The 24,701-nt window shown below is 58.7% G+C and carries 26 protein-coding genes; 2 read left to right on the forward strand and 24 right to left on the reverse strand.

The features are described 5' to 3' along the window. Positions 1 to 23 precede the first annotated feature (23 nt). From flhF to putP, 22 genes are all read right to left on the reverse strand, one after another. Positions 24 to 1,325 (reverse strand): flagellar biosynthesis protein FlhF, encoded by a 1,302-nt coding sequence (gene flhF / locus ACIGEK_RS14265; protein WP_397493919.1) that lies wholly within the window; start codon positions 1,323 to 1,325, stop codon positions 24 to 26. A gap of 15 nt (positions 1,326 to 1,340) precedes the next feature. After that, entirely contained in the window at positions 1,341 to 3,464 is a 2,124-nt protein-coding gene (gene flhA / locus ACIGEK_RS14270; protein WP_397494027.1) for a flagellar biosynthesis protein FlhA, read from the reverse strand. Between the two features lie 131 nt (positions 3,465 to 3,595). Beyond that, positions 3,596 to 4,732, reverse strand: coding sequence for a flagellar biosynthesis protein FlhB (gene flhB / locus ACIGEK_RS14275; protein ID WP_397493920.1), 1,137 nt, complete (start codon positions 4,730 to 4,732; stop codon positions 3,596 to 3,598). A gap of 3 nt (positions 4,733 to 4,735) precedes the next feature. Further along, entirely contained in the window at positions 4,736 to 5,512 is a 777-nt protein-coding gene (fliR, locus tag ACIGEK_RS14280; RefSeq protein WP_397493921.1) for a flagellar biosynthetic protein FliR, read from the reverse strand. A 1-nt stretch (position 5,513) separates the two neighbouring features. Beyond that, positions 5,514 to 5,783: a flagellar biosynthesis protein FliQ gene (gene fliQ / locus ACIGEK_RS14285; protein ID WP_136666312.1), complete on the reverse strand. Its 270-nt coding sequence runs from the start codon at positions 5,781 to 5,783 to the stop codon at positions 5,514 to 5,516. Positions 5,784 to 5,785: 2 nt separating this feature from the next. Beyond that, positions 5,786 to 6,571 (reverse strand): flagellar type III secretion system pore protein FliP, encoded by a 786-nt coding sequence (gene fliP, locus ACIGEK_RS14290; RefSeq protein WP_397493922.1) that lies wholly within the window; start codon positions 6,569 to 6,571, stop codon positions 5,786 to 5,788. Further along, positions 6,571 to 7,002 (reverse strand): flagellar biosynthetic protein FliO, encoded by a 432-nt coding sequence (gene fliO, locus ACIGEK_RS14295; RefSeq protein WP_397493923.1) that lies wholly within the window; start codon positions 7,000 to 7,002, stop codon positions 6,571 to 6,573. The genes fliP and fliO overlap by 1 nt, the downstream gene beginning before the upstream one ends. 2 nt (positions 7,003 to 7,004) lie before the next feature. Next, entirely contained in the window at positions 7,005 to 7,490 is a 486-nt protein-coding gene (gene fliN / locus ACIGEK_RS14300; RefSeq protein WP_397493924.1) for a flagellar motor switch protein FliN, read from the reverse strand. 32 nt (positions 7,491 to 7,522) lie between these two features. Next, a complete protein-coding gene (fliM, locus tag ACIGEK_RS14305) occupies positions 7,523 to 8,494 on the reverse strand; it encodes a flagellar motor switch protein FliM (RefSeq protein WP_397493925.1) in 972 nt (323 codons plus the stop codon). 13 nt (positions 8,495 to 8,507) lie between these two features. Next, positions 8,508 to 9,035, reverse strand: coding sequence for a flagellar basal body-associated protein FliL (fliL, locus tag ACIGEK_RS14310; RefSeq protein WP_397493926.1), 528 nt, complete (start codon positions 9,033 to 9,035; stop codon positions 8,508 to 8,510). 234 nt (positions 9,036 to 9,269) lie between these two features. Continuing rightward, positions 9,270 to 10,523 (reverse strand): flagellar hook-length control protein FliK, encoded by a 1,254-nt coding sequence (locus tag ACIGEK_RS14315; RefSeq protein ID WP_397493927.1) that lies wholly within the window; start codon positions 10,521 to 10,523, stop codon positions 9,270 to 9,272. A 116-nt stretch (positions 10,524 to 10,639) separates the two neighbouring features. After that, entirely contained in the window at positions 10,640 to 10,993 is a 354-nt protein-coding gene (locus tag ACIGEK_RS14320; RefSeq protein WP_397493928.1) for an Hpt domain-containing protein, read from the reverse strand. Positions 10,994 to 11,023: 30 nt separating this feature from the next. Then, positions 11,024 to 12,718: a SpoIIE family protein phosphatase gene (locus ACIGEK_RS14325; protein ID WP_397493929.1), complete on the reverse strand. Its 1,695-nt coding sequence runs from the start codon at positions 12,716 to 12,718 to the stop codon at positions 11,024 to 11,026. Between the two features lie 14 nt (positions 12,719 to 12,732). Beyond that, on the reverse strand, positions 12,733 to 13,038 hold the full coding sequence (locus ACIGEK_RS14330; protein WP_397493930.1) for an STAS domain-containing protein: 306 nt from the start codon (positions 13,036 to 13,038) through the stop codon (positions 12,733 to 12,735). 157 nt (positions 13,039 to 13,195) lie between these two features. Then, complete coding sequence (fliJ, locus tag ACIGEK_RS14335) at positions 13,196 to 13,648, reverse strand: flagellar export protein FliJ (RefSeq protein ID WP_304864358.1); 453 nt, start codon at positions 13,646 to 13,648, stop codon at positions 13,196 to 13,198. A 3-nt stretch (positions 13,649 to 13,651) separates the two neighbouring features. After that, positions 13,652 to 15,013, reverse strand: a complete 1,362-nt coding sequence (fliI, locus tag ACIGEK_RS14340) for a flagellar protein export ATPase FliI (RefSeq protein WP_397493931.1) — start codon at positions 15,011 to 15,013, stop codon at positions 13,652 to 13,654. After that, positions 15,003 to 15,836 (reverse strand): flagellar assembly protein FliH, encoded by an 834-nt coding sequence (gene fliH / locus ACIGEK_RS14345; protein WP_397493932.1) that lies wholly within the window; start codon positions 15,834 to 15,836, stop codon positions 15,003 to 15,005. The genes fliI and fliH overlap by 11 nt, the downstream gene beginning before the upstream one ends. A 25-nt stretch (positions 15,837 to 15,861) precedes the next feature. Further along, the gene (gene fliG / locus ACIGEK_RS14350) at positions 15,862 to 16,878 is read right to left on the reverse strand and encodes a flagellar motor switch protein FliG (protein ID WP_397493933.1); all 1,017 of its coding nucleotides are present in this window, start codon (positions 16,876 to 16,878) and stop codon (positions 15,862 to 15,864) included. Then, positions 16,871 to 18,667 (reverse strand): flagellar basal-body MS-ring/collar protein FliF, encoded by a 1,797-nt coding sequence (gene fliF / locus ACIGEK_RS14355; protein ID WP_397493934.1) that lies wholly within the window; start codon positions 18,665 to 18,667, stop codon positions 16,871 to 16,873. Before fliF ends, fliG begins: the two co-directional genes overlap by 8 nt. 15 nt (positions 18,668 to 18,682) lie before the next feature. After that, complete coding sequence (gene fliE / locus ACIGEK_RS14360; RefSeq protein ID WP_090252062.1) at positions 18,683 to 19,012, reverse strand: flagellar hook-basal body complex protein FliE; 330 nt, start codon at positions 19,010 to 19,012, stop codon at positions 18,683 to 18,685. A 109-nt stretch (positions 19,013 to 19,121) separates the two neighbouring features. Further along, positions 19,122 to 19,340, reverse strand: a complete 219-nt coding sequence (locus ACIGEK_RS14365; protein ID WP_397493935.1) for a VF530 family DNA-binding protein — start codon at positions 19,338 to 19,340, stop codon at positions 19,122 to 19,124. A 380-nt stretch (positions 19,341 to 19,720) separates the two neighbouring features. Beyond that, on the reverse strand, positions 19,721 to 21,208 hold the full coding sequence (putP, locus tag ACIGEK_RS14370) for a sodium/proline symporter PutP (RefSeq protein ID WP_397493936.1): 1,488 nt from the start codon (positions 21,206 to 21,208) through the stop codon (positions 19,721 to 19,723). A 716-nt stretch (positions 21,209 to 21,924) separates the two neighbouring features. On the opposite strand from putP, the gene ACIGEK_RS14375 reads away from it, so the two are divergent. After that, positions 21,925 to 22,785 (forward strand): HDOD domain-containing protein, encoded by an 861-nt coding sequence (locus ACIGEK_RS14375; protein WP_397493937.1) that lies wholly within the window; start codon positions 21,925 to 21,927, stop codon positions 22,783 to 22,785. Between the two features lie 68 nt (positions 22,786 to 22,853). Further along, complete coding sequence (locus ACIGEK_RS14380; protein WP_397493938.1) at positions 22,854 to 23,381, forward strand: metal-dependent hydrolase; 528 nt, start codon at positions 22,854 to 22,856, stop codon at positions 23,379 to 23,381. A gap of 40 nt (positions 23,382 to 23,421) precedes the next feature. Here the strand turns inward: ACIGEK_RS14380 and ACIGEK_RS14385 are convergent, their stop codons facing one another. Both ACIGEK_RS14385 and ACIGEK_RS14390 read right to left on the reverse strand, forming a co-directional pair. Then, the gene (locus ACIGEK_RS14385; RefSeq protein WP_397493939.1) at positions 23,422 to 23,841 is read right to left on the reverse strand and encodes a group 1 truncated hemoglobin; all 420 of its coding nucleotides are present in this window, start codon (positions 23,839 to 23,841) and stop codon (positions 23,422 to 23,424) included. Between the two features lie 2 nt (positions 23,842 to 23,843). Further along, positions 23,844 to 24,701 (reverse strand): DUF3034 family protein, encoded by an 858-nt coding sequence (locus ACIGEK_RS14390; RefSeq protein WP_397493940.1) that lies wholly within the window; start codon positions 24,699 to 24,701, stop codon positions 23,844 to 23,846.

A 24,701-nucleotide genomic window follows, 5' to 3' on the forward strand; every position in this document is an offset into this window, starting at 1 on the left:
TTTCAATTCCAACAACCTGCCACTTAACTGACGCGTCGTGCAGGTTGCTGGTAAAGGCCGGCAAACATCTCCGCCATCGTATCCTCGCTTGGATCTTGGGTCGCCTGCAGCCCTACGGCTCGGCTCACCAACTGATGACTGCGGGGAATCTGCAAGTCATCGGGAATGCGTGGCCCATCAGTGAGATAGGCTACCGGTAGACGCTGGCTAATAGCCAGTCCTAAAACCTCACCCAGGCTGGTGGCTTCATCTGCTTTGGTCAGGATGCAACCAGACAAGCCGCAGCGCTTATAACTATGGTAGGCGGCTTTCAGCACTTGGCCCTGGCTGGTGGCGGCCATTACTAGATAATTTTTTGCGTTGACGCCACGGCTGGCCAGGGTTTCCAGCTGCATACGCAGGGCTGGGTCGTTGGCGGGCAGGCCGGCAGTATCGATCAGCACCACTCGCTTGCGCGCCAGCGGAGCCAGGGCCTGGGTCAGCGACTGACCCGGATCGACCAGGGTCACCGGGACATTGAGAATACGCCCCAGAGTCTTGAGTTGCTCCTGAGCACCAATGCGGTAGCTGTCCAGGCTGACCAGGGCAATATGCTGCGCGCCGTACTTGAGTACGTAACGCGCGGCCAGCTTGGCTAGAGTGGTGGTCTTACCCATGCCAGCTGGGCCCACCAGGGCGATCACACCACCCTCTTCCATCGGCTCCTGCTTCGGCGTCTTGATCGCATGAGCCAGGTGCGCCAGCAGCATGCGCCAGGCTTGGCGGGGCTCGGTTACGTTACTGACACGTTCGAGCAGCGCTTTCGATAATTCGGCCGACAATCCCATACGCTGCAGACGGCGCCACAGATTGGCTTGCTGCGGACGGCGGTTCTGCAGCTGCCCCCAGGCAATCGAACCCAACTGCACTTCAATCAGCTCGCGCAGGCCATGCAGCTCGAAACGCATCGCATCCAGGGCGCGCTGATCGGTTACCGCAGCAGGCGCAGCCTGAGATTTGCGCATGACGGCAGCCAGGCTGTCAGCAGGCAAGCTGTCGGCAGCGCCAAACAGCTGGCGGTCTTTGCCGGCATCAACCTGAGTACGGGTGGTCAGCTCGGCCTGGGCCGTGGCGATTTTTGCCTGGGTCTTGCGCAACTCGGCTTCCAGCGCCGGATTGGGCTGACGGGCTGGCGCGGCAGGCACCTGATAATCCAGCGCAGCGGTCAGTTCGACACCGCCGGCTACCCGGCGATTACCAATGATCGAGGCATCGGCACCCAGCTCATCACGCACCAACTTCATGGCGGTACGCATATCGGCGGCGAAAAAGCGTTTGACCTGCATGGCCTGTAACCTCGATTAGTTCTGCCCCACCGTCGCAACGATGGTGACCTGCTTGTTATCCGGAATTTCCTGGTATGCCAGTACATGGATACTCGGAACCGCCAGCCGCGCGAATCGCGAGAGCATCGCCCGGACCGGACCGGCCACCAGCAAAATCACTGGCTTGCCGAGCATCTCCTGGCGCTGCGCCGCTTCCACCAGGGAACGCTGCAGCTTCTCGGCCATGCCTGGCTCCAGGAGGATGCCCTCCTCGGAGCCTTGACCGGCCTTCTGAATACTGTTGAGCAATATCTGTTCCAACCTGGGCTCCAGGGTGATCACAGGCAGCTCCAGCTCTAGTCCCACAATGCTTTGCACGATTGCACGGGCCAACGCGACGCGTACCGCCGCCACCATCGCGGCGGGATCTTGACTCTTCACCGAGACATTGGCGATGGCTTCCGCAATGGTGCGGATATCGCGTACCGGTACTTGCTCCTGCAGCAGGCTCTGCAGCACCTTGAGCAGGGTCGACAGGGAGATCATCCCTGGCACCAGCTCTTCAGCCAGTTTGGGCGAGCTTTTGGCCAGCAGCTGCATCAACTGCTGCACTTCCTCATGCCCTAGAAGCTCGTGGGCATGCTTGTGCAGCACTTGGTTGAGGTGGGTGGCGACCACGGTGCTGGCGTCCACCACGGTGTAACCGAGGGATTGCGCCTGATCGCGCTGGCTCGGGTCGATCCACACCGCCTCCAAGCCAAATGCCGGGTCTTTGGCGGCGATGCCGTTAAGCGGACCAAACACCTGTCCAGGGTTGATCGCCAGCTCGCGATCCGGGTGTACCTCCGCTTCAGCCACACTTACCCCCATCAAAGTCAGGCGATAGGCATTGGGCTGCAGATCAAGGTTGTCGCGGATGTGCACCGAAGGCATCAAAAAGCCCATTTCCTGGGAAAGCTTCTTGCGCACACCTTTGATACGCGCCAGCAGTTGGCCACCCTGGTTACGGTCCACCAGTGGAATCAGGCGGTAACCTACTTCCAGGCCGACCATATCCACCGGCGTCACGTCATCCCAGCCCAGTTCCTTGACCTCCTGCGCTTTCTGCGCTGGCAGTAATTCTTGTTGACGCTGTACTTCCTTGATCTCGTTTTCCTTGGTCGCACGCTGCTTATTAGCAATCCAGTAAGCAGCACCCGCAGCCACCAGACCCAGACTGATAAAGGAGAAATGCGGCATGCCGGGAACCAACCCCATGGCGATCATCACTGCGGCCGTCACTGCCAGCGCGCGCGGCGAAGCGAACATTTGCCGATTGACCTGCGCACCCATGTCCTCCGAACTGGACACCCGGGTAACCATAATGGCGGCAGCGGTAGAAAGCAGCAGCGAAGGAATCTGCGCCACCAGACCGTCACCAATGGTCAGCAATGTGTAAATGCGCCCCGCGTCGGCGAAGCTCAGGGAGTGCTGAAATATGCCGATGGCGATGCCGCCGATCAGGTTGATAAACAGAATCAGTAGGCCGGCAATCGCATCACCGCGAACAAACTTGCTGGCACCGTCCATGGAGCCATAGAAGTCAGCTTCTTGGGAAACCTCGGAACGGCGCTTCTTGGCTTCAACCTGATCGATCAAACCCGCATTCAGGTCGGCGTCGATAGCCATCTGCTTACCAGGCATGGCATCCAGGGTAAAACGTGCGCTGACTTCGGAGATACGCCCAGCGCCCTTAGTGACCACCACGAAGTTGATGATCATAAGGATGGCGAACACCACGATACCGACTACGTAGTTACCGCCAATCACTACCTCACCAAAGGCCTGGATCACCTTACCCGCAGCATCGTGGCCATCCTGACCATTGAGCAGCACCACGCGCGTAGATGCGACGTTGAGCGCCAGACGCAGCAAGGTTGCCGCCAGCAAAATGGTCGGAAATACGGCGAAATCCAGCGGGCGCAAGGCGTAGATCGCCACCAGCAGCACGACAATCGACAGGGCAATACTGAAGGTAAAAAGTACATCGAGGAGGAACGGCGGAATCGGCAGCATGACCATGCCGAGCATGACCAGCAGCATCAGCGGTATGCCCAGATTGCCCTGCTTCAACCCCGACAGGTTGCTGCGCACATCACCGATCATTTGCGAGCGATCTATTGCCACACCACTACCCCAGCCAATTCAATCTTTTGACGCGAGTCGCGCCTTTGGGGAGGGTTTTGCAAGAAGCTGTCCAACTTTGCCAGGCTAAGCCAAACAACAGTCGAGCCAGATGCAATGGCTAATCGTCACTCGTCGCGGCGTAAATCCGGCGGGATTGGCATATCTGGCAGCGGACCTGGGCGCTTGCCCTTGCCCGCCTGGTATTGACGCAGCTGGTAGACGTAGGCCAACACCTGAGCGATGGCCAGGTACAGGCCAGCAGGGATTTCCTGATCCAGCTCGGTGGAATAGAACACCGCCCGCGCCAGGGCTGGCGACTCCAGCACCATGACTTTGTGCTCATTGGCAATTTCGCGAATCTTCAAGGCGGTGAAATCGCCACCCTTGGCCAGCAGCACCGGTGCGCTACCCTTGGCCGGGTCGTATTTCAGGGCCACGGCAAAGTGCGTCGGGTTGGTGATGACCACGTCGGCGCCCGGCACCGACTGCATCATGCGCCGCTCGGCCATTTCCCGCTGCAACTGGCGAATACGCTGTTTGACTTCGGGCTTACCCTCGCTGTCTTTGTACTCGTCGCGCACTTCCTGCTTGGTCATCATCAGTTTCTGCTTGCTGCTCCAGAGCTGGAACGGCACATCCACCGCTGCGATCAAGATCAAACCGCAGGACATCCAAAGCGCACTCCAGCCAACCACCGTCATCGAATGCAGAATGGCGGAGTCAATTGGCTCATGGACAATCGCCAGTATGTCGTCCTTCCAGGCAGACAACACTGCAACCCCCACCAGCAAGATCAGAATGAATTTGGCCAAGGCCTTGAGTAACTCAACCAGAGCACTGGCCGAGAACATTCGTTTAAGCCCCGCCAAAGGATTCATTCGACTCATCTTAGGAGCCATGGCTTCAGCAGAAAACAACCAGCCACCCAGCGAAATTGGCCCAACAATCGATACGACCAGCAGAAGCATGAGCAGTGGGAACAGCGCCTCAAGTGCGATCTGCCCCGAGGCAGCCAACCACAGCCCCATAGTGCGCTCATCCATGATCGCCTCGCGTGGCAGAGAAAAGTTGCCACGCATGATGTCCAGCATGGAATTGCCGATACTGCCGCCGAACGCCAACATGCCGCCAAATCCGCCCATGGTCACAGCGAGGGTGTTTAGCTCTTTAGAGCGGGCAATCTGACCCTTCTCACGCGATTCGCGTACGCGTTTCTCCGTGGGTTCCTCACTTTTATCGGCACCACTCTCGGATTCGGCCATGGCTTAACTCGCCCCCGCCATTTCACGCAAAAATTGCAACGCCTCGGTGGCAAACACCTGGTACTGCGCAAGGATATCGGCCATGCCGATCCAGACGATGACCAGCCCCAGCACCAGGGTCAGTGGGAAACCAATAGAGAAGATATTCAACTGCGGCGCGGCGCGGGTCATTACCCCAAATGCCAAGTTGACCACCAACAGCGCAGTAATCGCCGGCAATACCAGAAGTAAGGCAGCCCCCAACACCCAGCTCAGCTTATTGGCAATTTCCCAGTAATTTTCTACCAGAAACCCACCGCCAACCGGCAAGGTGAAAAAGCTCTCGGTGATCACTTCAAACACCACCAGATGGGCATTCATGGCGAGAAACAGCAAGGTCACCAGAATCATGAATACCTGACCGATTACCGGAACCGAAATACCGTTGGCCGGATCGACCATGGAGGCAAAGCCCAGGCCCATCTGCATAGCAACGATCTGCCCGGCAATCGCAAATACCTGGAAAAACAGCTGCAGAACAAAGCCGAGCATCATGCCAATCAGAATTTCCTGAGCAATCCAGATAAAGGCCTGCACGCTGATGGCATCGATCACTGGCATCGGCGGCAGGGTCGGCATGATCGCCAGGCAGATGGCCAGCGCCAAATACAGACGCACCCGCGCCGACACAAGCTGGGTGCCGATGATCGGCATAAACATCAGCAGCGCGGCAATGCGAAACAGCGGCAGCAGAAAACTGCCCACCCAGGCACCGATCTGCTCGTTGCTTAGCTCGAGCATGTCAGCCGATCAGCATCGGAATATTCATGATCAGGTTCTCGGTGTATTCCATCAACTGACGCACCAGCCAGGGACCGGCAAATATCAGCACCAGAAGAATAACCAGTAGCCTGGGCAGAAAGCTCAGGGTCTGCTCGTTAATCTGGGTCGCAGCCTGGAACATCGCCACTAACAAGCCGACTATCAGGCTCGGCACGACCAGAATCGCTACGATGCTGGCGGTCAGCCACAGGGCACCGCGCACAATATCTACCGCCACTTCGGGGGTCATGGTTAAGTCCCTCCGAAACTGGCGGCCAGGGTGCCCATGATCAACGCCCAGCCATCAATCAGCACAAACAACATGATCTTAAACGGCAGGGAAATAATCAGCGGCGAGAGCATCATCATGCCCATCGCCATCAGGATACTGGCGACCACCATGTCGATGATCAGAAACGGAATAAAGATCATAAAACCGATCTGGAAAGCAGTTTTCAGCTCAGAGGTGACAAACGCCGGTACTAAGATGGTCAGCGGCGCATCTTCCGGGGTGGCAATGTCGGTGCGCTTGGACAGGCGAACAAACAACTCCAGATCGCTTTCGCGGGTCTGCGACAGCATAAAGTTTTTGATTGGCCCTTCAGCCTTGAGAATCGCCTCCTGCGCCGGCATCTGCTCGTTCAGGTAGGGTTGCAGCGCCTCGCGGTTAATCTGGTCGAATACCGGCGCCATGATAAACATGGTCAAAAACAGCGCCAGTCCGACCAGAATCTGGTTAGAAGGCGTCTGCTGCAACCCCAGGGCCTGACGCAGAATCGAGAAGACAATAATGATTCGGGTAAAGCTGGTCATCAGCATGACGAACGCTGGAATAAAGCTCAGCGCAGTCATGATCAATAGGATCTGCAGACTGACCGAATACTCCTGCTGCCCCGCCGCGTCGGTACTCAGGGTGATTGCCGGGATCGACAGCGGGTTGCTGCCCGACTGAATCAAGGTGCTGGCAGTCGGCGGATCTGCGGCAAACGCAAGCGAAGCCCCCAGGCTAAAAACCAACACCAGCAACAAACGCAGCATCAAGACTTGTCCTTCTGGTCCTTGCCTAACAGCTCCATAAGGCGCTGGGCAAACTCGGTCGAGGCCGGCTCGGCATCCGGTAAATGCACCGGCTCTTTCAGTACATGCAACGAGGTAATGTTGCCTGGCGTCAGCCCCAGCAACACCTGCTCGCTGCCCACCTGCACCAGCACCAGGCGATCACGCGGCCCCAGGGCCTGGGTTGCCAGCACCTTGATCACCTGACCTCCACGCGGCACGATCTGCTGCACCCGACGCATCAGCCAGGCCAGCAGAAAGATCAGGCCAATAACCAACAGCAGGCCCAACAACAGCTGTACTAGCTGCCCGCCCATGCCCGCTCCGGCAAGGGGTACGGCCGTTTGCGCTGCCGGCTCGGCAGCCATTGCAGCAAAAGGTAGAGCCAGGCCCAGCAGAAGGATTCTATGCATGGTTAGCGCAGCTTCTTGATGCGTTCGCTTGGGCTGATCACGTCAGTCAGGCGAATGCCAAATTTCTCATTCACCACCACCACTTCACCGTGAGCAATCAGAGTGCCGTTGACCAATACATCCAGCGGCTCCCCTGCCAGGCGATCCAGCTCAACGACCGATCCTTGATTGAGCTGCAACAGGTTGCGAATGGTGATGTCGGTGCTACCGACCTCCATAGAGATCGACACCGGGATATCCAGAATCACATCCAGGTTCGGCCCTTCGAGGTTAACCGGCAGATTAAATTTCGGGGCACTGTCGAACTCTTCCATCGGCGCACGCGGCGCAGCCGGCACTGGGTCGCTGGCAGCGAGCATGGCGTCGATATCGTCCTGGCCGGCATCGCCGGCCTCAGACAATGCAGCCGCCCACTCGTCGGCAAGCGCCTGTTCCTCGGGGGAGCTTGCTTCTTCGCCTTCGTCTACATTTTCGTTTTCGTCTGCCATCGTTTTTCCTCGGCTGGCGTTGAATAGGGGAATTAGCGGTTACGCTCAATGGGGCCAAGCACCTGCAAAGCCAGTTTGCCTTTGTGCGCACCCACCTTGACCTTGAATGAGGGCACACCGTTGGCGCACAGCACCACGCTCTCAGGCAGCTCCACCGGTATCACGTCACCGGGTTGCATATGCAGAATGTCGCGCAGCTTGAGCTGACGACGGGCAACAGTCGCGCCCAGCGGTATGCTGACACCGAGAATGTCTTCGCGCAGCGCCTTGATCCAACGTTCGTCCTGATCGTCGACGTCGGACTGGAAGCCCGCGTCGAGCATCTCGCGGATCGGTTCGATCATCGAATAAGGCATGGTGATATGCAGGTCACCGCCACCGCCGTCCAGTTCGATATGGAAGGTGGAAACCACAATTACTTCACTGGGGCTGACGATGTTGGCCAGTGCAGGGTTCACTTCCGAGTTGACGTACTCGAAGTTGATATCCATGACCGCGTGCCAGGCTTCCTTGAGGTCGATAAAGGCCTGATCCAACACCATGCGCACCACGCGCAGCTCGGTGGGGGTGAACTCGCGCCCTTCGATCTTGGCGTGACGACCGTCACCACCAAAGAAGTTGTCCACCAATTTGAACACCAGCTTGGCGTCGAGAATAAACAGGCCGGTGCCACGCAACGGCTTCATTTTCACCAGATTGAGGCTAGTCGGCACATACAGCGAGTGCACGTACTCACCAAACTTCATCACCTGCACACCGCCCACCGCCACATCGGCGGAACGGCGCAGCAGGTTGAACATACTGATACGGGTATAGCGGGCGAAACGCTCGTTGATCATCTCAAGCGTCGGCATACGCCCGCGGACAATGCGGTCCTGGCTGGTCAGGTCATATTGTTTGACGCTTCCCGGTTCGGCTTCATCCTCGGTTTCAACCAAGCCGTCATCGACGCCATGCAACAAGGCATCAATTTCATCCTGGGAAAGCAGGTCTTGCACAGCCATAGACGGCTCCTGGTTACTGCAACACGAGGTTAGTGAACAACACTTGCTCAACCGTGACCTTGCCGGTCTCTTTCTCGGCTAGTTCCTGCACGCTGGCGGTCGCCTGCTGACGCAGCATTTCCTTGCCAACCGGGGTGATCAGAGAAGCAAAGTCCTGACCGGAAAACAGCATCACCAGACGGTTACGCAACACCGGCATATGTACCTTGAGCGCATCCAGGGCCGCCTGGTCGCGGGTCATCAAGGCCACACTGACCTGCATATAGCGAGCGCGGCCCTGATGGTTGAAGTTCACCACGAAAGCTGGCGACAACTCTTCATAGATGGCGGCCTGCTTGACTGGCACCGCTGGCTCAGCGCTGGCCTCTGCCTTGGCCTCTTCAGCACCTGTGTTCTTCTTGCTCAGAAAGAACCACGTCCCCCCCACAGAAAGGCCCACAGCCAGCAGCACGGCAATAACGATAATAATGATCAGCTTCATTTTGCCGGCTGGTTTCGCCTCGGCATCTGCCGGTGCGGGTGCTGCTTCTTTCTTAGCCATGCCAATAATCCGTCGTTATTCGGAGTTCTATCCGTTTTCAAAGGGTTAAGAGCAAGTGTTATGCCAGTCTGTCAACAAACCTGCTCAGTACGAGTGGCCAAGCACCTGCGGGTGATACGGCCAAGGCATCAGATAAACCCACGCCCCAAACAAAATCGCCCGACTCCCACACAATGGGAGCCGGGCGAAATGCAGTTTAGATCAGTGGGCCATGCAACTACAGCAGCAAGCACGCTATGCGTAGTAATCAACCAAGCCGCGGGCACTCACAGGCGTCGTGCGCGCTGACTCGGCAACGTTCGAGTGCAGCTCCTCATCAGCACCAAGCAACTCACCGGAGGAACCACCACGACCTTTGCCACCTTCGCCCTCCTGCCCTTGCCAGCCGCGACTGAGCGACTGATCGGAGACGTTCACGTCCAGCTGGTTCATGCCCTGCTGAGCGAACAACTCACGCAAGCGGTGCATCTGCGAATCCAGCGCTTCACGCACCCCGGCATGCGGGCTGGCGAAGGTGACCTGGCTCTGCTCCTGGTTGACGCTGATACGGACTTCCAGACGGCCCAATTCGGCAGGATCAAGCTGAATCTCGGCAGACTTGAGGTTCTGGCTGGACATCACCATCACCCGATCCACCACCGCCTCACTCCAGCCACCCTGCTGCATGGGCACCGGCTGCCCAACTACCAATGGCGCGCGTGCGGACAGCGGAGTCTGTTGGCCAATAGCCTGGCTCAGCGCATTAAGCTTGCTGACAAAGTTCTCCGGCGTGTTGTTCGCCGTACCTTCCTTCAGCGTTTCAAGACCTTTGCCGGTGAGGGCTTCGAGCTCTAGCTCCGGCAGCTCTAAAGCGTCACCCTCTATCGGCAGCTCATCCTGCACCACCTGACTGGCCAACAGGCTCTGACTGACGTTTTGCGCCTGTGCTGAGGGGGTTATTGCCTGGTCGGTCTGCAGCTTTTCCTTCGCACCCATTTCCAGAGCCATACGAACGGCCGGCAACTGGTTGAGCGCATCCAGCTCAGGATCAAAGCTGGCATCAGTCATGCTCGCCGGACCTGAGCTGGTCAGGCTCCCGCTAGTCACCAGTAGCGGCGCGGGTTCTGTGTCCAGCGCCGACTCTGCAGTCTCTTCCGCTGGCAACTCACCGGTTATACCGAGCAACAGCAGTGGATCAATCACCGCACCATCGCTTGCCGGATCAGTCGGCAAAGGCTTGCCGCTATCGGCAACCTCGGCCTGTCCGACGGCAGCTTGTGCCTGCTCATCCTGTGGCTCTTCTTTGTCTACCTTGCTTTCACGCGCAGGTTTTGCAGGCGCGTCACTGCGCTCGGCAGCCTTGGCCTGACGCTCTTTTGCATACACCTGAGAGAAGCTGGAAGCCTCATTTTTATTGGGCTGCGCGGGTTTCCCCGGCGGTTTTGATGCAGCAGCCCTGGGCTTTACTTCAGGTGCCGACTTGAGCAGCAGATCGGGGGCAACGGACATGGATACTCTCCGTTCAGGGTTGGTCGTGCGGAGAGTTTTGCAAGGCGCGGGCCAACTTGGTGGCAGGCAGGTTCAGCGGGGTGAAATGCAGCAATACAGGGACAGAAGTAGCAAGACTAGTGCCGATAACGCTGGCGCTCGGACTTGAGAAGAATGCGCACAATGGCAAACTCACGCTCGATCTGCTCAACCAGTTCAGGGGCCTGTTCCAGCTGTTCACGCCGGCCGGCTTCCTCCAGCTGCTTGCACAGCCCAGCCAGCATCAGCGCGCCCATATTGCTGCAACTGCCTTTGAAGCTGTGTGCAGCCAGGCGCAAACTCTGCGCATCGGCAGCCCGCTCAGCCTGGCGCAGCACCAACAGGCGCTCTTCGGAGTCGATCAGGAAGGTATCCAGCAGCACCGGGTATTCATCTTCCATGACGTCCTGCAAAGCCGCCAGTACAGTGCTATCAAGGTGAATATCGGACAACGGCTCGCTCCCCTCGCATGTTGCCCCGGATTATGCCCCAGGCAACCAGGAAAACTCTACGCGCACCCCCGGTTCGCCGTCGCCCCAACTGCAGCGCTCACTCAATTGCCTGACCAATGCCAGCCCACGACCACTCAAGCTATGAGCATCGCGAGGTTCTGTGGGCAATTGTTGGGCATCAAAGCCAGAGCCGCTGTCTTCAACCCGAACAATTAGACGCCCACCAGCACCCTCAGGCAGCAATTGCAGGTGAAAGCGCACATAGCCATCGGTCAGCGCCGCCAGTCGCACGCTGCGTTGGCGGTAATACTCGGCAAACCCCTCGGCATTCGCCTTGAGCGCTGAATCCAGACCCAATACGCCGTGCTCCAGGGCATTCGAATACAGCTCGGCCAGTACACTGAACAAGGCGCCGCCCTGAGGCCGCAGACCCTGCACCTCAAGTAGCAGCTGCAAGAGGAACGGCAAGGGATTGAAGTGACGCAGGGTTTCCCCGCGAAACTCGAAGCTGGCCGACCAGTCCAGTGAATGGCTCTGGCCATTGTCGGCAAATGCCAGCGGCGGCCGGCTCAGCTCGGCGTCATCAACCAGGCTGACCTCAAGTAGGGTGACATCATCCTGCTGCTCGCCACTAAAGTCGGTCAGCGCCTGCTGGATCTCGCCAAACAACGCCGCTTGCTGGCGATTGGCGGCAAACACCTCAAGCAGGCGCCCTTCCCCAAACAACTCACCCTGCTTATTGCAAGCCTCCAGCACGCCATCGGAAAGCAAAAAAACCCGATCCCCAAGGGCCAGTGGATAAACCTCATACTTATCGTTGAACGCCGTAGGCTCCAGCACCCCCAATGGCAAATGCCGCGACACCAACGGCAAGCGCTCACCACTACCACGCAGCAGATACCCATCCGGCAGGCCGCCGTTCCACACCTCGACCACCTGACGCTGAAAACTGATATTCAACACGGTGGCGCAGCAGAACACCCCCACAGGGAGAATGCGTTTGAGCTTGGCGTTGATCTCACGCAGAACTTCGGCCAGGGAATAGCCCTTGGCTGTCATGCCATAGAACACCTCGGCCAGCGGCATTGCGCCAATAGCCGCTGGCAAACCATGGCCGGTGAAGTCACCCACCAGCACATGCATACCGCCTGACGGCTTGAACGCGGCCAGCAACAGATCGCCGTTGAACACCGCATACGGCGACTGCAGATAACGAATGTTCGGCGCATCCAGACAACCGGAGTGGGTCACTTTGTCGAACACCGCCTTGGCCACCCGTTGCTCGGTGAGCAGGTGCTCGTTGTGCATGGCAATCAGATCGCGCTGCTGCAGCACGGTGTCCTGCAGACGACGCAGGCGATCCATGGCCTTGATCTTGGCTTCAAGAATGACCCGGTTATAGGGCTTGGCGAGAAAGTCGTCACCGCCGGCTTCCAGGCAGCGCACCAAGGCTTCGCCTTCGGTCAGGGAGGTAAGAAAGATGATTGGCACCAGCTCTTCACCGGCCGCCTGCTTGATCCGCCGTGCGGCTTCAAAGCCGTCCATGATCGGCATCAAAGCATCCATCAGCACCAGCTGCGGACGCTCCTGCTCGAACAGGGCGACCGCCTCCAGGCCATTGCTGGCGGTCAGTACCCGGTGCCCCTGACGACTGACGATGGTCGACAGCAGCATGCGATCAGCCGCGTTGTCCTCGGCGATCAGAATGGACAGACGCTCTGGCATGGCACGCGCCCCGATCAGGCGATATTGAACAGCTGCTCGAAATTCGAGATAGCCAGGATCTTGCGCACATCAGGGTTGCAGTTGAGCAGACGGATCTGCGCACTGTCGCCGCCGGCGTGATCACGCAGCAGCAACAGCATGCCGAGCGCCGAGCTGTCCAGGTAGGTGGTTTCCTTGAGGTCTACGACGTAACGCTGCGGGGTACTGTTGACGCGCTCGTAGGCATTGCGAAATTCCTGATGCGCACCGAAATCGAAGCGTCCCTGAATCAGAATGGTCAGCTCTTGCCCATCGGATGAGGGCAGCGAGGTGATGGCCATGAATTACTCCTATAAACGAAAAGACCAGGCCGCACGTTCAGGTGGGCCAATCTGCAGGTTATGCATGATCAAGATGTAGCATCGCAATGCGCATGCGGCAACTGTTTAGGCTGTGTTGATGTGTCACGTTCAATTTCAAGCTAACGACAATTCGCGCTTAAGACTGCGAATCACGGGCGGATATGCGCTGCGAGAGCTCATCGAGTAATTTCTGCTCACGCTTGTCTTCGGCCAGGCGCGCTTCGTCCTGATAGCGCTTGACCAGCTTGCGCAAACCTTCCAGGCGCGCGTAGCGCTGCTGCCAGACTTCTCGCACTTTTTCCATATTGGCGCGGTGCCAGTCGACGCTGTTGCGCTGCTGGCCAATGGCAGTTTCCAGTTGGGTGAGAAAGCGCTGGTAGTTCATCAGCCACTGCCCGGAGACGCCACGCTGCCCCTCAGTGATCCATTGCTGCTGGTAATCCCCGCGATAACGCTCGAGATCCCCCAGCTGCACTTCGGCCTGGCGTAGCAACCCCTGGCAATGGCCCAACTGCAAGGCCGCTTCGCGCTCGGCACGCTCGGCCATGTCGACCACCGGAGCCAGCCGCGCGGCGCGGCTTTGCGCCATGGCTTACGCGCCTGCTGCGGCGGGGTTGAAGGTCGCCGCCAGCTGCGCGCTGCTGTTTTCCAGGCTTTCGTTGTCCTGCAGATTCTGCCGCAAGTACTTGACCATGGCCGGCTGGCGCGCGATGGCCAGGTCGGTGTCAGCATCGCCGCCGGGCACATAAGCGCCAACACTGATCAGGTCGCGACTCTGCTGATAACGCGACCACAGCTGCTTGAAGCGTTGTGACAGGCGCAGATGTTCTGCACTGACCACCTGCGGCATCACCCGGCTGATCGACGCCTCGATATCAATGGCCGGGTAATGCCCCTCCTCGGCCAAGCGACGCGACAGCACGATATGGCCGTCGAGCACCCCACGGGCGGCATCGGCAATCGGGTCTTGCTGATCGTCGCCCTCACTGAGCACGGTGTAGAAGGCAGTAATCGAACCGCCGCCCTTCTCTGCATTACCGGCGCGCTCCACCAGCTTGGGCAGACGAGCAAACACCGATGGCGGATAACCCTTGGTCGCCGGCGGCTCGCCAATGGCCAGGGCGATCTCGCGCTGGGCCTGGGCGAAACGGGTCAGCGAATCCATCAACAGCAGCACATTCTTGCCTTTATCGCGGAAATACTCGGCAATTCGCGTGCAATACATGGCCGCACGCAAACGCATCAGCGGTGCATCATCGGCCGGCGAGGCGACCACCACCGAGCGCTTGAGCCCCTCGTGACCGAGGATCTCGTCGATAAATTCTTTAACTTCGCGGCCCCGCTCACCAATCAGTCCGACCACAATGATGTCGGCCTCGGTAAAGCGCGTCATCATGCCGAGCAATACCGATTTACCCACACCGGTGCCGGCAAACAGACCCAAACGCTGACCACGACCGACAGTCAGCAGACCGTTGATTGAGCGGATGCCGACATCCAGCGGTTCGCTGATCGGATGACGGTTGAGGGGATTGATCGCAGGGCCGTCCATCGGCACCCAGTCTTCGGCTTTCATCCCACCTTTGCCATCAAGAGCGCGACCGGTGCCGTCAAGCACCCGGCCAAGCATCGACATGCCCATGGGTAAGCGCCCGGTATCCGGCAGCGGCACCACGCGGGCACCAGGGGCGATGCCGGCCAGGCTGCCGACCGGCATCAGGAAGATTTTGCCATTGGAGAAGCCCATCACCTCGGCCTCGACCTGCACCGGGTGATAGCTGTCGTCGTTGATCACCAGGCAGCGGCTGCCCAGGGCAGCGCGCAGGCCTTCGGCCTCCAGGGTCAGGCCGACCATGCGCAGTAGGCGGCCTTCAACCAGCGGCTGGGTCGGCAGCGCCACGGCTTCGCTGTAACCGGCCAGGCGCTTGGCGAAACTCACCCGTTCAAGGCGCATCAGGGCTCGCCTGACTTTCCATTTGAGGAGCATCCGCCGGCTGGGCATCCAGATCGGTATGCAAATCGGCTTCCAATGGGTGCGCAGCCTGTTCACGCTGCTGCTCGAACAGTTGCTTGATCGCCTGATTCAGGCGGGTCTCCACGGTGGCGTCGATACGGCTGAGTTCACTTTCCACCCGGCAGCCGCCGGGCAATAAGGAAGGGTCTTCGAGAATCCGCCAGCTCTCTTCGTGACGCTCACGCAAGGCCTTGATCATCTCGAAGTCTTGCGGATTGACGTGAATACGGATGTTGTCGGTGCCCATCGGCAGCAGCTTGAGCGCCTCGCTGAGCACCTGACGAATCTGGCTGGAATCGCTGACCAACTCACGCTGAATCACCTGGCGCACCATCTGCCCGAGCAGACTGACCATGGCTTCTTCAAGCTGCTGATCCTGCTCGGCAATCGGCTCAAACAGCTGAGTCATCAGTTGTTCCAGCCCCGCCACCTTTGCGGCCAAGGCTATATCGGCTTCCTGCTTGGCCTTTAACTGGCCGGCATGGAAACCATCCTTCTCTCCGGTGGCAAAACCTTCGTTGTAGGCGTCCTGACGGATCGCCTCCAATTCATCCAACGTCAAGGGTTTGACGTCTTCCAGGGCTACATCCTCACTCTCGGCCGGCGCCTGTTCGCTCGCTTCAACCGACTGTTCGGACGCCTGCTCCTCTTCGCTGGGTTCAGGTGTTTCCACTTCCGGGTCGAAGCTGGGCAGCGCCCAGAGGTCGACGCCTTTGAGGTCCTTAGCGCGAATCAGCTCGCTAGGCGGCTCTTTACTGGACATGCGTCAAACCATTACTGGCCATGGGTTAAACCATTTCCTCGCCGCCTTTGCCGCCCAGGACAATTTCCCCGGCTTCGGCCATACGCCTGGCGATGGTAAGGATTTCCTTCTGCGCGGTTTCCACGTCGCTGACGCGTACCGGGCCTTTGGCTTCCAGATCGTCGCGCAGTAGTTCGGCGGCGCGTTTTGACATGTTCTTGAAGACCTTTTCCTTGATCGCTTCGTCGGCACCCTTGAGTGCCAGCACCAGCACGTCCGAGGACACCTCGCGCATCAGCGCTTGGATACCACGGTCATCCACATCGGCAAGGTTGTCGAAGACGAACATCAGGTCTTCGATCTGGCTGGAGAGGTCTTCATCGACTTCGCGGATAGAGTCCATCAACTGGCCTTCGACCGAGCTGTCGAGGAAGTTCATGATATCGGCAGCGCGCTTGACCCCGCCGAGCGCGGCGCGGGTGGTGTTGGAACTGCCGGAGAACTGCTTCTCGAGAATCAGGTTGAGTTCCTTCAGCGCCGCCGGCTGCACGGTGTTCAGCGAGGACACGCGCAGGACGATATCCAGGCGCACCTTGTGATCGAAGTGGCCAAGCACTTCACCGGCCTGATCGGGATCGAGATAGGCAACAACGATGGCCTGAATTTGCGGGTGCTCGTAGCGGATCACGTCGGCAACGGCGCGCGGCTCCATCCATTTCAGACTGTCCAAGCCACTGGTGCTTCCGCCGAGAAGGATACGGTCGATCAGGTTGCCGGCTTTGTCTTCGCCCAGTGCCTGAGTCAGCATTTTGCGGATATAACCATCGGCTCCGACGCCCAGGCTGGTCTGATCGCCGACGATATCGACGAACTCGCCCATCACCTGCTCGACCTGCTCACGCTGGATATTGCGCATACCGGCCATGGCCACGCCGACCCGCTGCACTTCCTTCGGCCCGAGGTGACGCAGCACCTGAGCCGCATCAGTTTCACCCAGCGACAGCAGCAGAATCGCAGCCTTGTCGACCTTGTTCAATTTAGTGGCGGTTCGATTTTCACTCATCGGCGTTAATCCACTCTTTCACAACCTGGGCTACGCGGCCTGGGTCTTCAGCGACCAGGCTCTTGATGGCGTTCAGTTGTGCATCATACCCCTCACTTGGGCTCGGCAGGAGGATGCTTTGCGGGCCGCCCAGGCTCACACGGTCCTCGGCCAGGTCACCGCCCAGCGCGCCCATTTCGCCCAGTTCAACATCACCATCACGGCCATCGCCCTGGCCTTTGCCACCGTTGGTGATGTTCTTCATCACTGGGCGCAGCACAAACCAGACCAAGATAAAGATCAACAGCGCAGGCATCAGCTGCTTAAGCCCGCTCATGGCCAGCAGGAACAGCTCGCTCTGATACCAAGGCAACGCAACAGCATCCTCGCCCAACTCGGCGGAGAACGGCGTATTGATTACGCTGACACTGTCACCCCGGGTGGCGTCAAAGCCCACCGAGTCCTGCACCAGGCGGGTAAAGCGCGCCAGATCGTCGCTGCTCCACGGTACCCGGGTGGTTTCGCCGCTGGCGGCATCGACTTTGATCTGATCGTCCACCACCACCGCGACCGACAGTCGACGCAAACGGCCCTGCTGCTGTTTGGTGTAGCTGATCGACCGATCCAGCTCGAAGTTGCGGGTGGATTGCTCGCGCTTGTCCGCAGGATACGGCGCAAGCATGGCCAGGCCGGTGGCCGGATCAATGATCTGTGCGCCATTAGCATCCAATAGCGGCTGCCCTGCAGCAATCGGCCCAGGCACCGCGGCGGCAGCTGCGCCAGCCTGCTGCGGAGCAGCCCCGGCCGCAGGAGGCTGGTTACTCAGTGCACCGGGCACACCTTGCGGCGGCAGGCTGCTGGTGCGCTGTTCGTTAACCTGTTGTTCGCTGCGCAGCGCTGGCTGATCCGGGTTGAACATTTCCGAGGTGGACTCTACCGCGCTGAAGTCCACATCCGCCGACACTTCGGCCTTGTAACGGCCAGAGCCCAGCACCGGCTGCAGAATATTGTGCACCCGCTGGGTAAACAGGCTTTCCATACGGCGGCTGTAATCGAACTGCTTGCCGGCCATGGTCAGCTCGGACATTTCCTGAATATCCGAGAGCAGATTGCCCTTCTGGTCGACCACGGTGACCTGGGCCTTGTCCATTTCCGGCACGCTGCTGGCGACCAGATTGACGATGGCCATTACCTGACTCGGCTCCAGGCCGCGCCCGGAATACAGCTCCACCAGCACCGAGGCGCTGGGTTTGCGCTCATCGCGCACAAACACCGAACTCTTTGGAATGGCCAGGTGTACGCGGGCCGCCTTGACGTTGTTCAAGCTGGAAACAGTGCGCGCCAACTCGCCTTCCAGGCCGCGGCGGTAGCGTGTGGCTTCCATAAACTGGCTGGTGCCCAGGCCTTGTTCCTGGTCGAGAATTTCAAAACCAACGCTATTGTCCTTCGGCGCAACGCCAGCAGCAGCCAGGCGCATACGCGCGCGGGCCAGGTCACCCGACTTGACCAGCAGCGCGCCGGAATTTGGTTCTACGGTGTATTTGATATCAGAGGCGGACAGCGTCTCCATCACCTGGGACGCATCCATACCGTCGAGACTGCCATACAGCGGCTGATAATCCGGCTGCTGCGACCACAGCACTACGGCAAAGCCGATGGCCACGCTGGCAGCCAGACCGACCAGCAAGCCGATCTGGCGCAACATCGACATGTCGGCGAGGTTTTCCAGAAAGGTCAGGCCGAACAGCGGTTTCTTCGACTCATCACCACTGGTGGTGGCAGGTACGTTTGCAGCGACGGCTTCAGCCATGATTCAGCCCTACCCTTAAACCGGCATCTGCATAATGTCTTGATAAGCCTGAACCAGCTTATTGCGCACCTGGGTCATGGCTTGAAAGGAGACGCTGGCTTTCTGCGACGCGATCATCACGTCCGTCAAATCCACGCCGCTGGTGCCCATTTCAAAGGCGGTTGCCAGCTTATTGGAGGCCTGCTGGGTTTCGTTGACCTTGCCCACAGCCTGCCCGAGCATCTCGGAAAAGCTCGGCGCGCCGGGTTCAGGCGTGCTGGCGACAGGCTTCTGACGCGCCATGGCGTCGGCCTGCATGGAACGCATCTCCAGCATCAAGCGATTAAATTCAACACCCTGGCTCATCACTACCTCCACTGGCCGCGGTTTTTTGACGCTTCGCGGCGTTTGCAGAGGTATTGCAACAAGGGTGCCAGATTTCCGAACAGCGTATCGAGCGGCGCAGAACCTACTGTTAACCCCTCTGCGAGCGGATATACAGCGCCTCAACCTTCTCCCGAGCCCAAGGTGTCTTGCGCAGGAAGGTCAGGCTGGACTTGATACTCGGGTCGCTCTTGAAACAGCGTATATCAATGCGCTGCGCGAGGCCGTCCCAGCCGTGCTGGGCAACCAGGGCAGTGAGAATGGCTTCAAGGGTAATGCCATGCAACGGATTTTTCGGTGATTGAGTCATGCGAAACCTGTACGAACAGCTCGGTTGAGGCAAACCCCGCCACCTTAGCCAAACCAGCGGCCAATCGAAAGCGCAACGCAGTGCCTGGAGTTTATTGCGACCATAAAAAATGGTCGGGAGCCATTTTAAACGCAGCGTAACCACGCCCCTTGCTGGGTGCGCCTATATGGCAGGCAGGCCATAAAAATTGTCTGGGACAATTTCCAACGTCGCGTAGCGACGGCCCGAAGGGTGGCGGCCTTGGATGGCCAGCCATAAAAAAGCCGATCCAACACCTAAGGTGTGGACCGGCGAAGCACTATCGGGTCGCATGCACATCACTGCAGAGTAGCTCCGCAGGGCAACTGAGCGACCAGTCAGTTGCCGTGTATTACGAGTAGTCAGACCGACTGGTATTCCTTCTCGGCTTCGTCGAAGCGCTTGATCATGCTGGCCGAAGGGCCATTGCCGACCTTGCTGAATACCAGAATCGCGATGGTGGCGAAGATAAAGCCTGGGATGATTTCGTACAGACCCAGATGACCAAGGAAGTTCTTCCACAGAATCACGGTCAGAGCACCGACCAACATGCCAGCCAACGCGCCGTTGCGGGTCATCTGCTTCCATACCAGCGAGAGAATCACCACCGGACCGAACGCAGCACCGAAGCCCGCCCAAGCGTAGGACACCAGGCCCAGTACGCGGTTTTCCGGATTGGCGGCCAGCATGATCGCGACGATCGCGATCAGCAGCACCATGCCACGGCCGACCCATACCAGCTCGGTCTGCGAGGCATCTTTACGCAGAAACGCCTTGTAGAAGTCTTCGGTCAGGGCACTGGAACACACCAGCAACTGGCAGCTCAGGGTGCTCATCACTGCAGCCAGAATGGCGGACAGCAGAATGCCGGCAATCCATGGGTTGAACAGCAGCTTGGCCAGCTCGATAAATACGCGCTCAGGGTTCTCAGTCACCGGCCCAGCGAGGTCCGGGTTGGCGGCGAAGTAAGCGATACCAAAGAAGCCCACAGCCACTGCGCCCGCCAGGGTCAGGACCATCCAGGTCATGGAGATACGACGAGCTGCCGGAATCGACTTGACCGAGTCAGCCGCCATAAAGCGCGCCAGAATATGCGGCTGACCAAAGTAGCCAAGACCCCAGGCCATCAAGGAGATCACACCCACAAAGGTTGCACCCTTGAGCATGTCGAAGTTGGTGGCATCCTGCAGTTCGATGGCAGCAAAGGTGGTATCAGCACCGCCGGTGGCAATCATCACCACAACCGGGGTGAGGATCAGCGCAAAGATCATCAGCGTGGCCTGCACGGTGTCAGTCCAGCTTACCGCCAGGAAACCACCGATAAAGGTGTAGGCGATGGTCGCCGCAGCACCAGCCCACAGCGCCGTCTCGTAGGACATGCCGAAGGTGCTTTCGAACAGACGGGCACCGGCTACAACGCCCGAAGCGCAGTAGATGGTGAAGAACACCAGAATCACCAGTGCCGAAAAAATGCGCAGCACGCGGCTGCCATCTTCAAAGCGGTGGGTGAAGTAATCCGGCAAAGTCAGGGCGTTGCCATTGTGCTCTGTCTGCACACGCAGACGGCCAGCAACGAACAGCCAGTTCAGGTAAGCGCCAGCAATAAGGCCGATGGCAATCCAGCCTTCGGACAGACCGGACAGGTATACCGCACCTGGCAAGCCCATCAGCAGCCAGCCACTCATGTCCGATGCACCGGCCGACAAGGCGGTGACGAAACTACCCAGGCTACGACCGCCCAGGATGTAATCGGAAAGGTTCTTGGTGCGCATGTAAGCGATCAGGCCGATCATCACCATCAGCGCGATGTACACCACAAAGGTGACGAGCATCGGAGTATTTGCAGTCATTGAGGAGCTCCCCTCTTGATTGTTGTTATTCCAGCAACAGGGAGTAGCCCCCATCGCCAACGTGGCATTGCACGCCTGCCTTATGCAGGTGAAGCCGCTTACCGCAACCGAGACACAAAGAACCTGTTTACGATCTGCTGCGCGTCAGCCCTGCTGCGTTAAAAACCACCGCTCAGGGTTCTAGCTCGCGAGATCGTAAAAAGGCTCTACAGCCCCAATACAACAACGGGCGCATGCCGCAAGACAGTCGCCCGTGAAAATCCTTTTAATTGCCTGCCAGCGCCTTACACCCGGCCAGACCCGGCGCGCACCCAACGTTCTGGTAAACGTTGCACACCGGTAAAAACTCAACATCACTCACCACGGCCTGCGCAGGTGCAGTTACGGACAAAGTCAGACGGGCTATTGCGGTCACGCCTTATCCTTTATTTGCTCACTGTCTTTATTAGGTCTAGCCCAACTGCACTGGCTTGCCGGAGCATCCTGTGGGCAGAAATCTGCGCACCGCATAAATAGAGGACGGAATTTAGTGGCAGAGGCATGACCGCTTCTTACAAAAAGCTCTGGAGTTTTTGCAGAAAACTCCAGGCGCAGGAACTTCCTGCAAACAGCTGTTTAAAGCTCAAGGCCACAGATTTCGCCGATCATCGCCATCCATCGCCACTTATGCTGAGCATGTAACGGCCATCTAGACTGTATCCATACGCTGGAGGTGTGTGTTGCAGAGCGAAGCATCCGATTACTCAATCTACCGGCGCGTCGTCTCGCAGTTGATGCAGGGCGAAGAGCAATTGCCCAGCCTGCCAACCATCACTCTGGATATCCGCCGCGCCCTGAGTGACCCGAATATTTCGCTAAGTGCCTTGGTGCGCCTGATCAGCCGCGACCCGGCCCTAAGTGCCCTGCTGATGAAACATGCATCCAGCGCACTGTATCGCCACACCCTGGCGCCCAAGACGCTGCATGAGGTAATCGGCCTGCTCGGCATGAGCGAAGTCGACCGAATTACCATGGTGCACAGCATTAAAAGCCTGTTCACCCTGCACAGCCCTGGGCACAAGCGGTTGTTTGTCGATGCTTGGGAGCGCCTGGTGATCAAAGCGAGTACTAGCGCGATGCTGGCCCGCCTGCTGGGCCATGTGACGGCGGAACACGCCCTGTTGGCCAGCCTGCTCAGCGAAGTGGGTACCCTCGCCGTACTGTCGGCATTCAGAGATGAAAGCGTAACGCCCTCCAGCGAGCTGCATTACAAGCTGTGCCGCGAATACAGCAAATCACTCGGCATCATCGTGCTGAAGAAATGGTCGGTGCATAACGAATATATCGAAATCATCCGCGACGCCGGCAACTGGCAGCGCAGCCCAGGGCATAACCTGCAATTGCTCGATTTGGTCAACCTGGCGCTCTACCACGCGATCAAGGAACGCACGCCAGACGCCGAACTGCCACCGCTGCAAGAGCTCGCGGCCTATCAGAAGCTGATGCCACCGCAGGACTTTATCGGCGAAAACGGCGAGCTCAGCCTGGTGATCAGCCACCGCGCCGATATTCTGGCGATAGCCAAGACCTTGCGTTGAGCAAACTGAAAGCAGAGCATCTGCACCGCTCACACGACATACGAACGCAACTCAGGGACGAGATACAGATGATCATCGGGCATGCGCCAGCGGCTTACATCGCTGCGGCGCTCTTACACAGCAAGCTTTTCGCTGCACGTCTTCCTGCCAAGACTTTTATCTGCGCGGGATTACTGGGTGGAGTCGCCCCTGATCTGGATATGCTGTATTTCCATCTGATCGACCAGCGCCAGCATCATCACCACACCTACTTCAGCCATTGGCCAATAGCCTGGATCGGCACACTGATACTCAGCCTGATTGTTTACCGACAGAGTGATCGCAGCAAAGCAGCCTTACTGGCCAGCACCTTTTGTGCTGCTGGTGTGCTGCACCTACTACTCGACAGCATCGTGGGCGATATCAGGTGGTTCGCGCCCCTGGTAGACCAACCCTATGCGCTCTTTAGCGTACCCGCGCGGTTCAGCCCCTGGTGGCTGAATTTCCTACTGCATTGGTCCTTTGCCCTGGAGTTAGGACTGTGGGCATGGGCAGTTCTGCTCTACCGCCGACGCAGCAAAGCCTCTATCCACAACCAGGCCAGCGCGTCGGTATAAATCCGTAGTCCTTCGCCCAACCTGACACCGAGACAGCACACTAACGATCAATCACCTGATCACGCATGGGCGCAAGCCGGGCCAGTAGACGGTTTTGCGCTGGCATGGGCACGCCTTGGGCGCTCATAGCATCCTGCAGGTTTTCTACCAGGGCGTTGAAGTCGCTGGGGGTGAGGTTTTGGCCCTTGTGGCTTTCTTCCATACTGTCGCCGGTGTAGGTGCAGGGGCCGCCAGCTTCGACGCAGATCTGCTCAACCAACTTGTCGCGCAGGCGCACGATGTCGATATTCTCGAAATGCCGAACGATGCGCGGGTCTGCGGCAATATTCAGCAGCATGCCTTCAACGATATGGGTAATCCCAGCCTGCTCACCCAGTTCACGGTATAGGCTGTCGTCTTTCGGCGGCTGCTGGGCACAGGCCGCCAGGCTCAGAACAACTACCAGCAGCAGACTGCGCATGCTTAGAAACTCCCCTGCACGGACAGATAAACCCCGTCCTGATTATCCAGCGTGGCGATTTCACCGAGGCGCGCATAGGCCAGCACCATTGCCAGATTCTTGTTGGGGAAGTAACCGAGAAACAGATCGGCCCAGTCACTTTCGCCGGCAAAGCTCAAGTTGTCCGGCTTCTCGCGGTACTCCACCCCCAGCGCCCAGCGCGGGTTGAACAACACGGCGACGGAACCTTCCTTGAGCAGCGAGTGGCGATCACGGCGGTCGCCACCAAAACCCAGCAGGCCCAGCTCGTTGGCCCGGCTGTAACGCAGGCCGCCATTGAGCAGCAGGTTGTAACCAAAGGCACCGCCGAGGATCAACCGGCTGGCCGTGATATAGCCTTCAGTGTCTTCACTGCGCTGGGCGCCCACCAGGCTGGGAATTAGAAAATCTTTCTGGCGTTTGTGTTGAACGCCCAGCGACACCTGCGGCAGCTGGTCGTAGATCAGGTCGCCAAACAAGCGCACCTTGAGGCCGAAGATATCCTGGCTCAGGCTGTTTTCCGGCAGATTGAGGTTGCGTGCCAGGGTGCCCAGATCAAAGCGTTGGCGGGCGTAGGACAGCTCAACACGGTTATCGAACGCAACACCAATACCGGCCACATCCAGGCGGTAATCGCCGGTTTCCACCCGCGTGGCAAATACATCCGCGCCCCACTCGCCGCGCTCACCATAGCCGGAAAGCACCGCCCAGGGCGTAATCCCACCACCGGCCGCGCCTTCAATGCTGCTGGCGCCACCGGTGGCCAGCAGGCGGCCATCGGCCAAGGCCAGGTTGGCCAGCAGACCGAGCAACAGGGCAAGGCAGCGCGGCAGTTGAGTCAT

The sequence above is a fragment of the Pseudomonas sp. NPDC079086 genome (assembly GCF_044542155.1).
In the GTDB taxonomy this organism is placed as follows: Bacteria; Pseudomonadota; Gammaproteobacteria; order Pseudomonadales; family Pseudomonadaceae; genus Aquipseudomonas.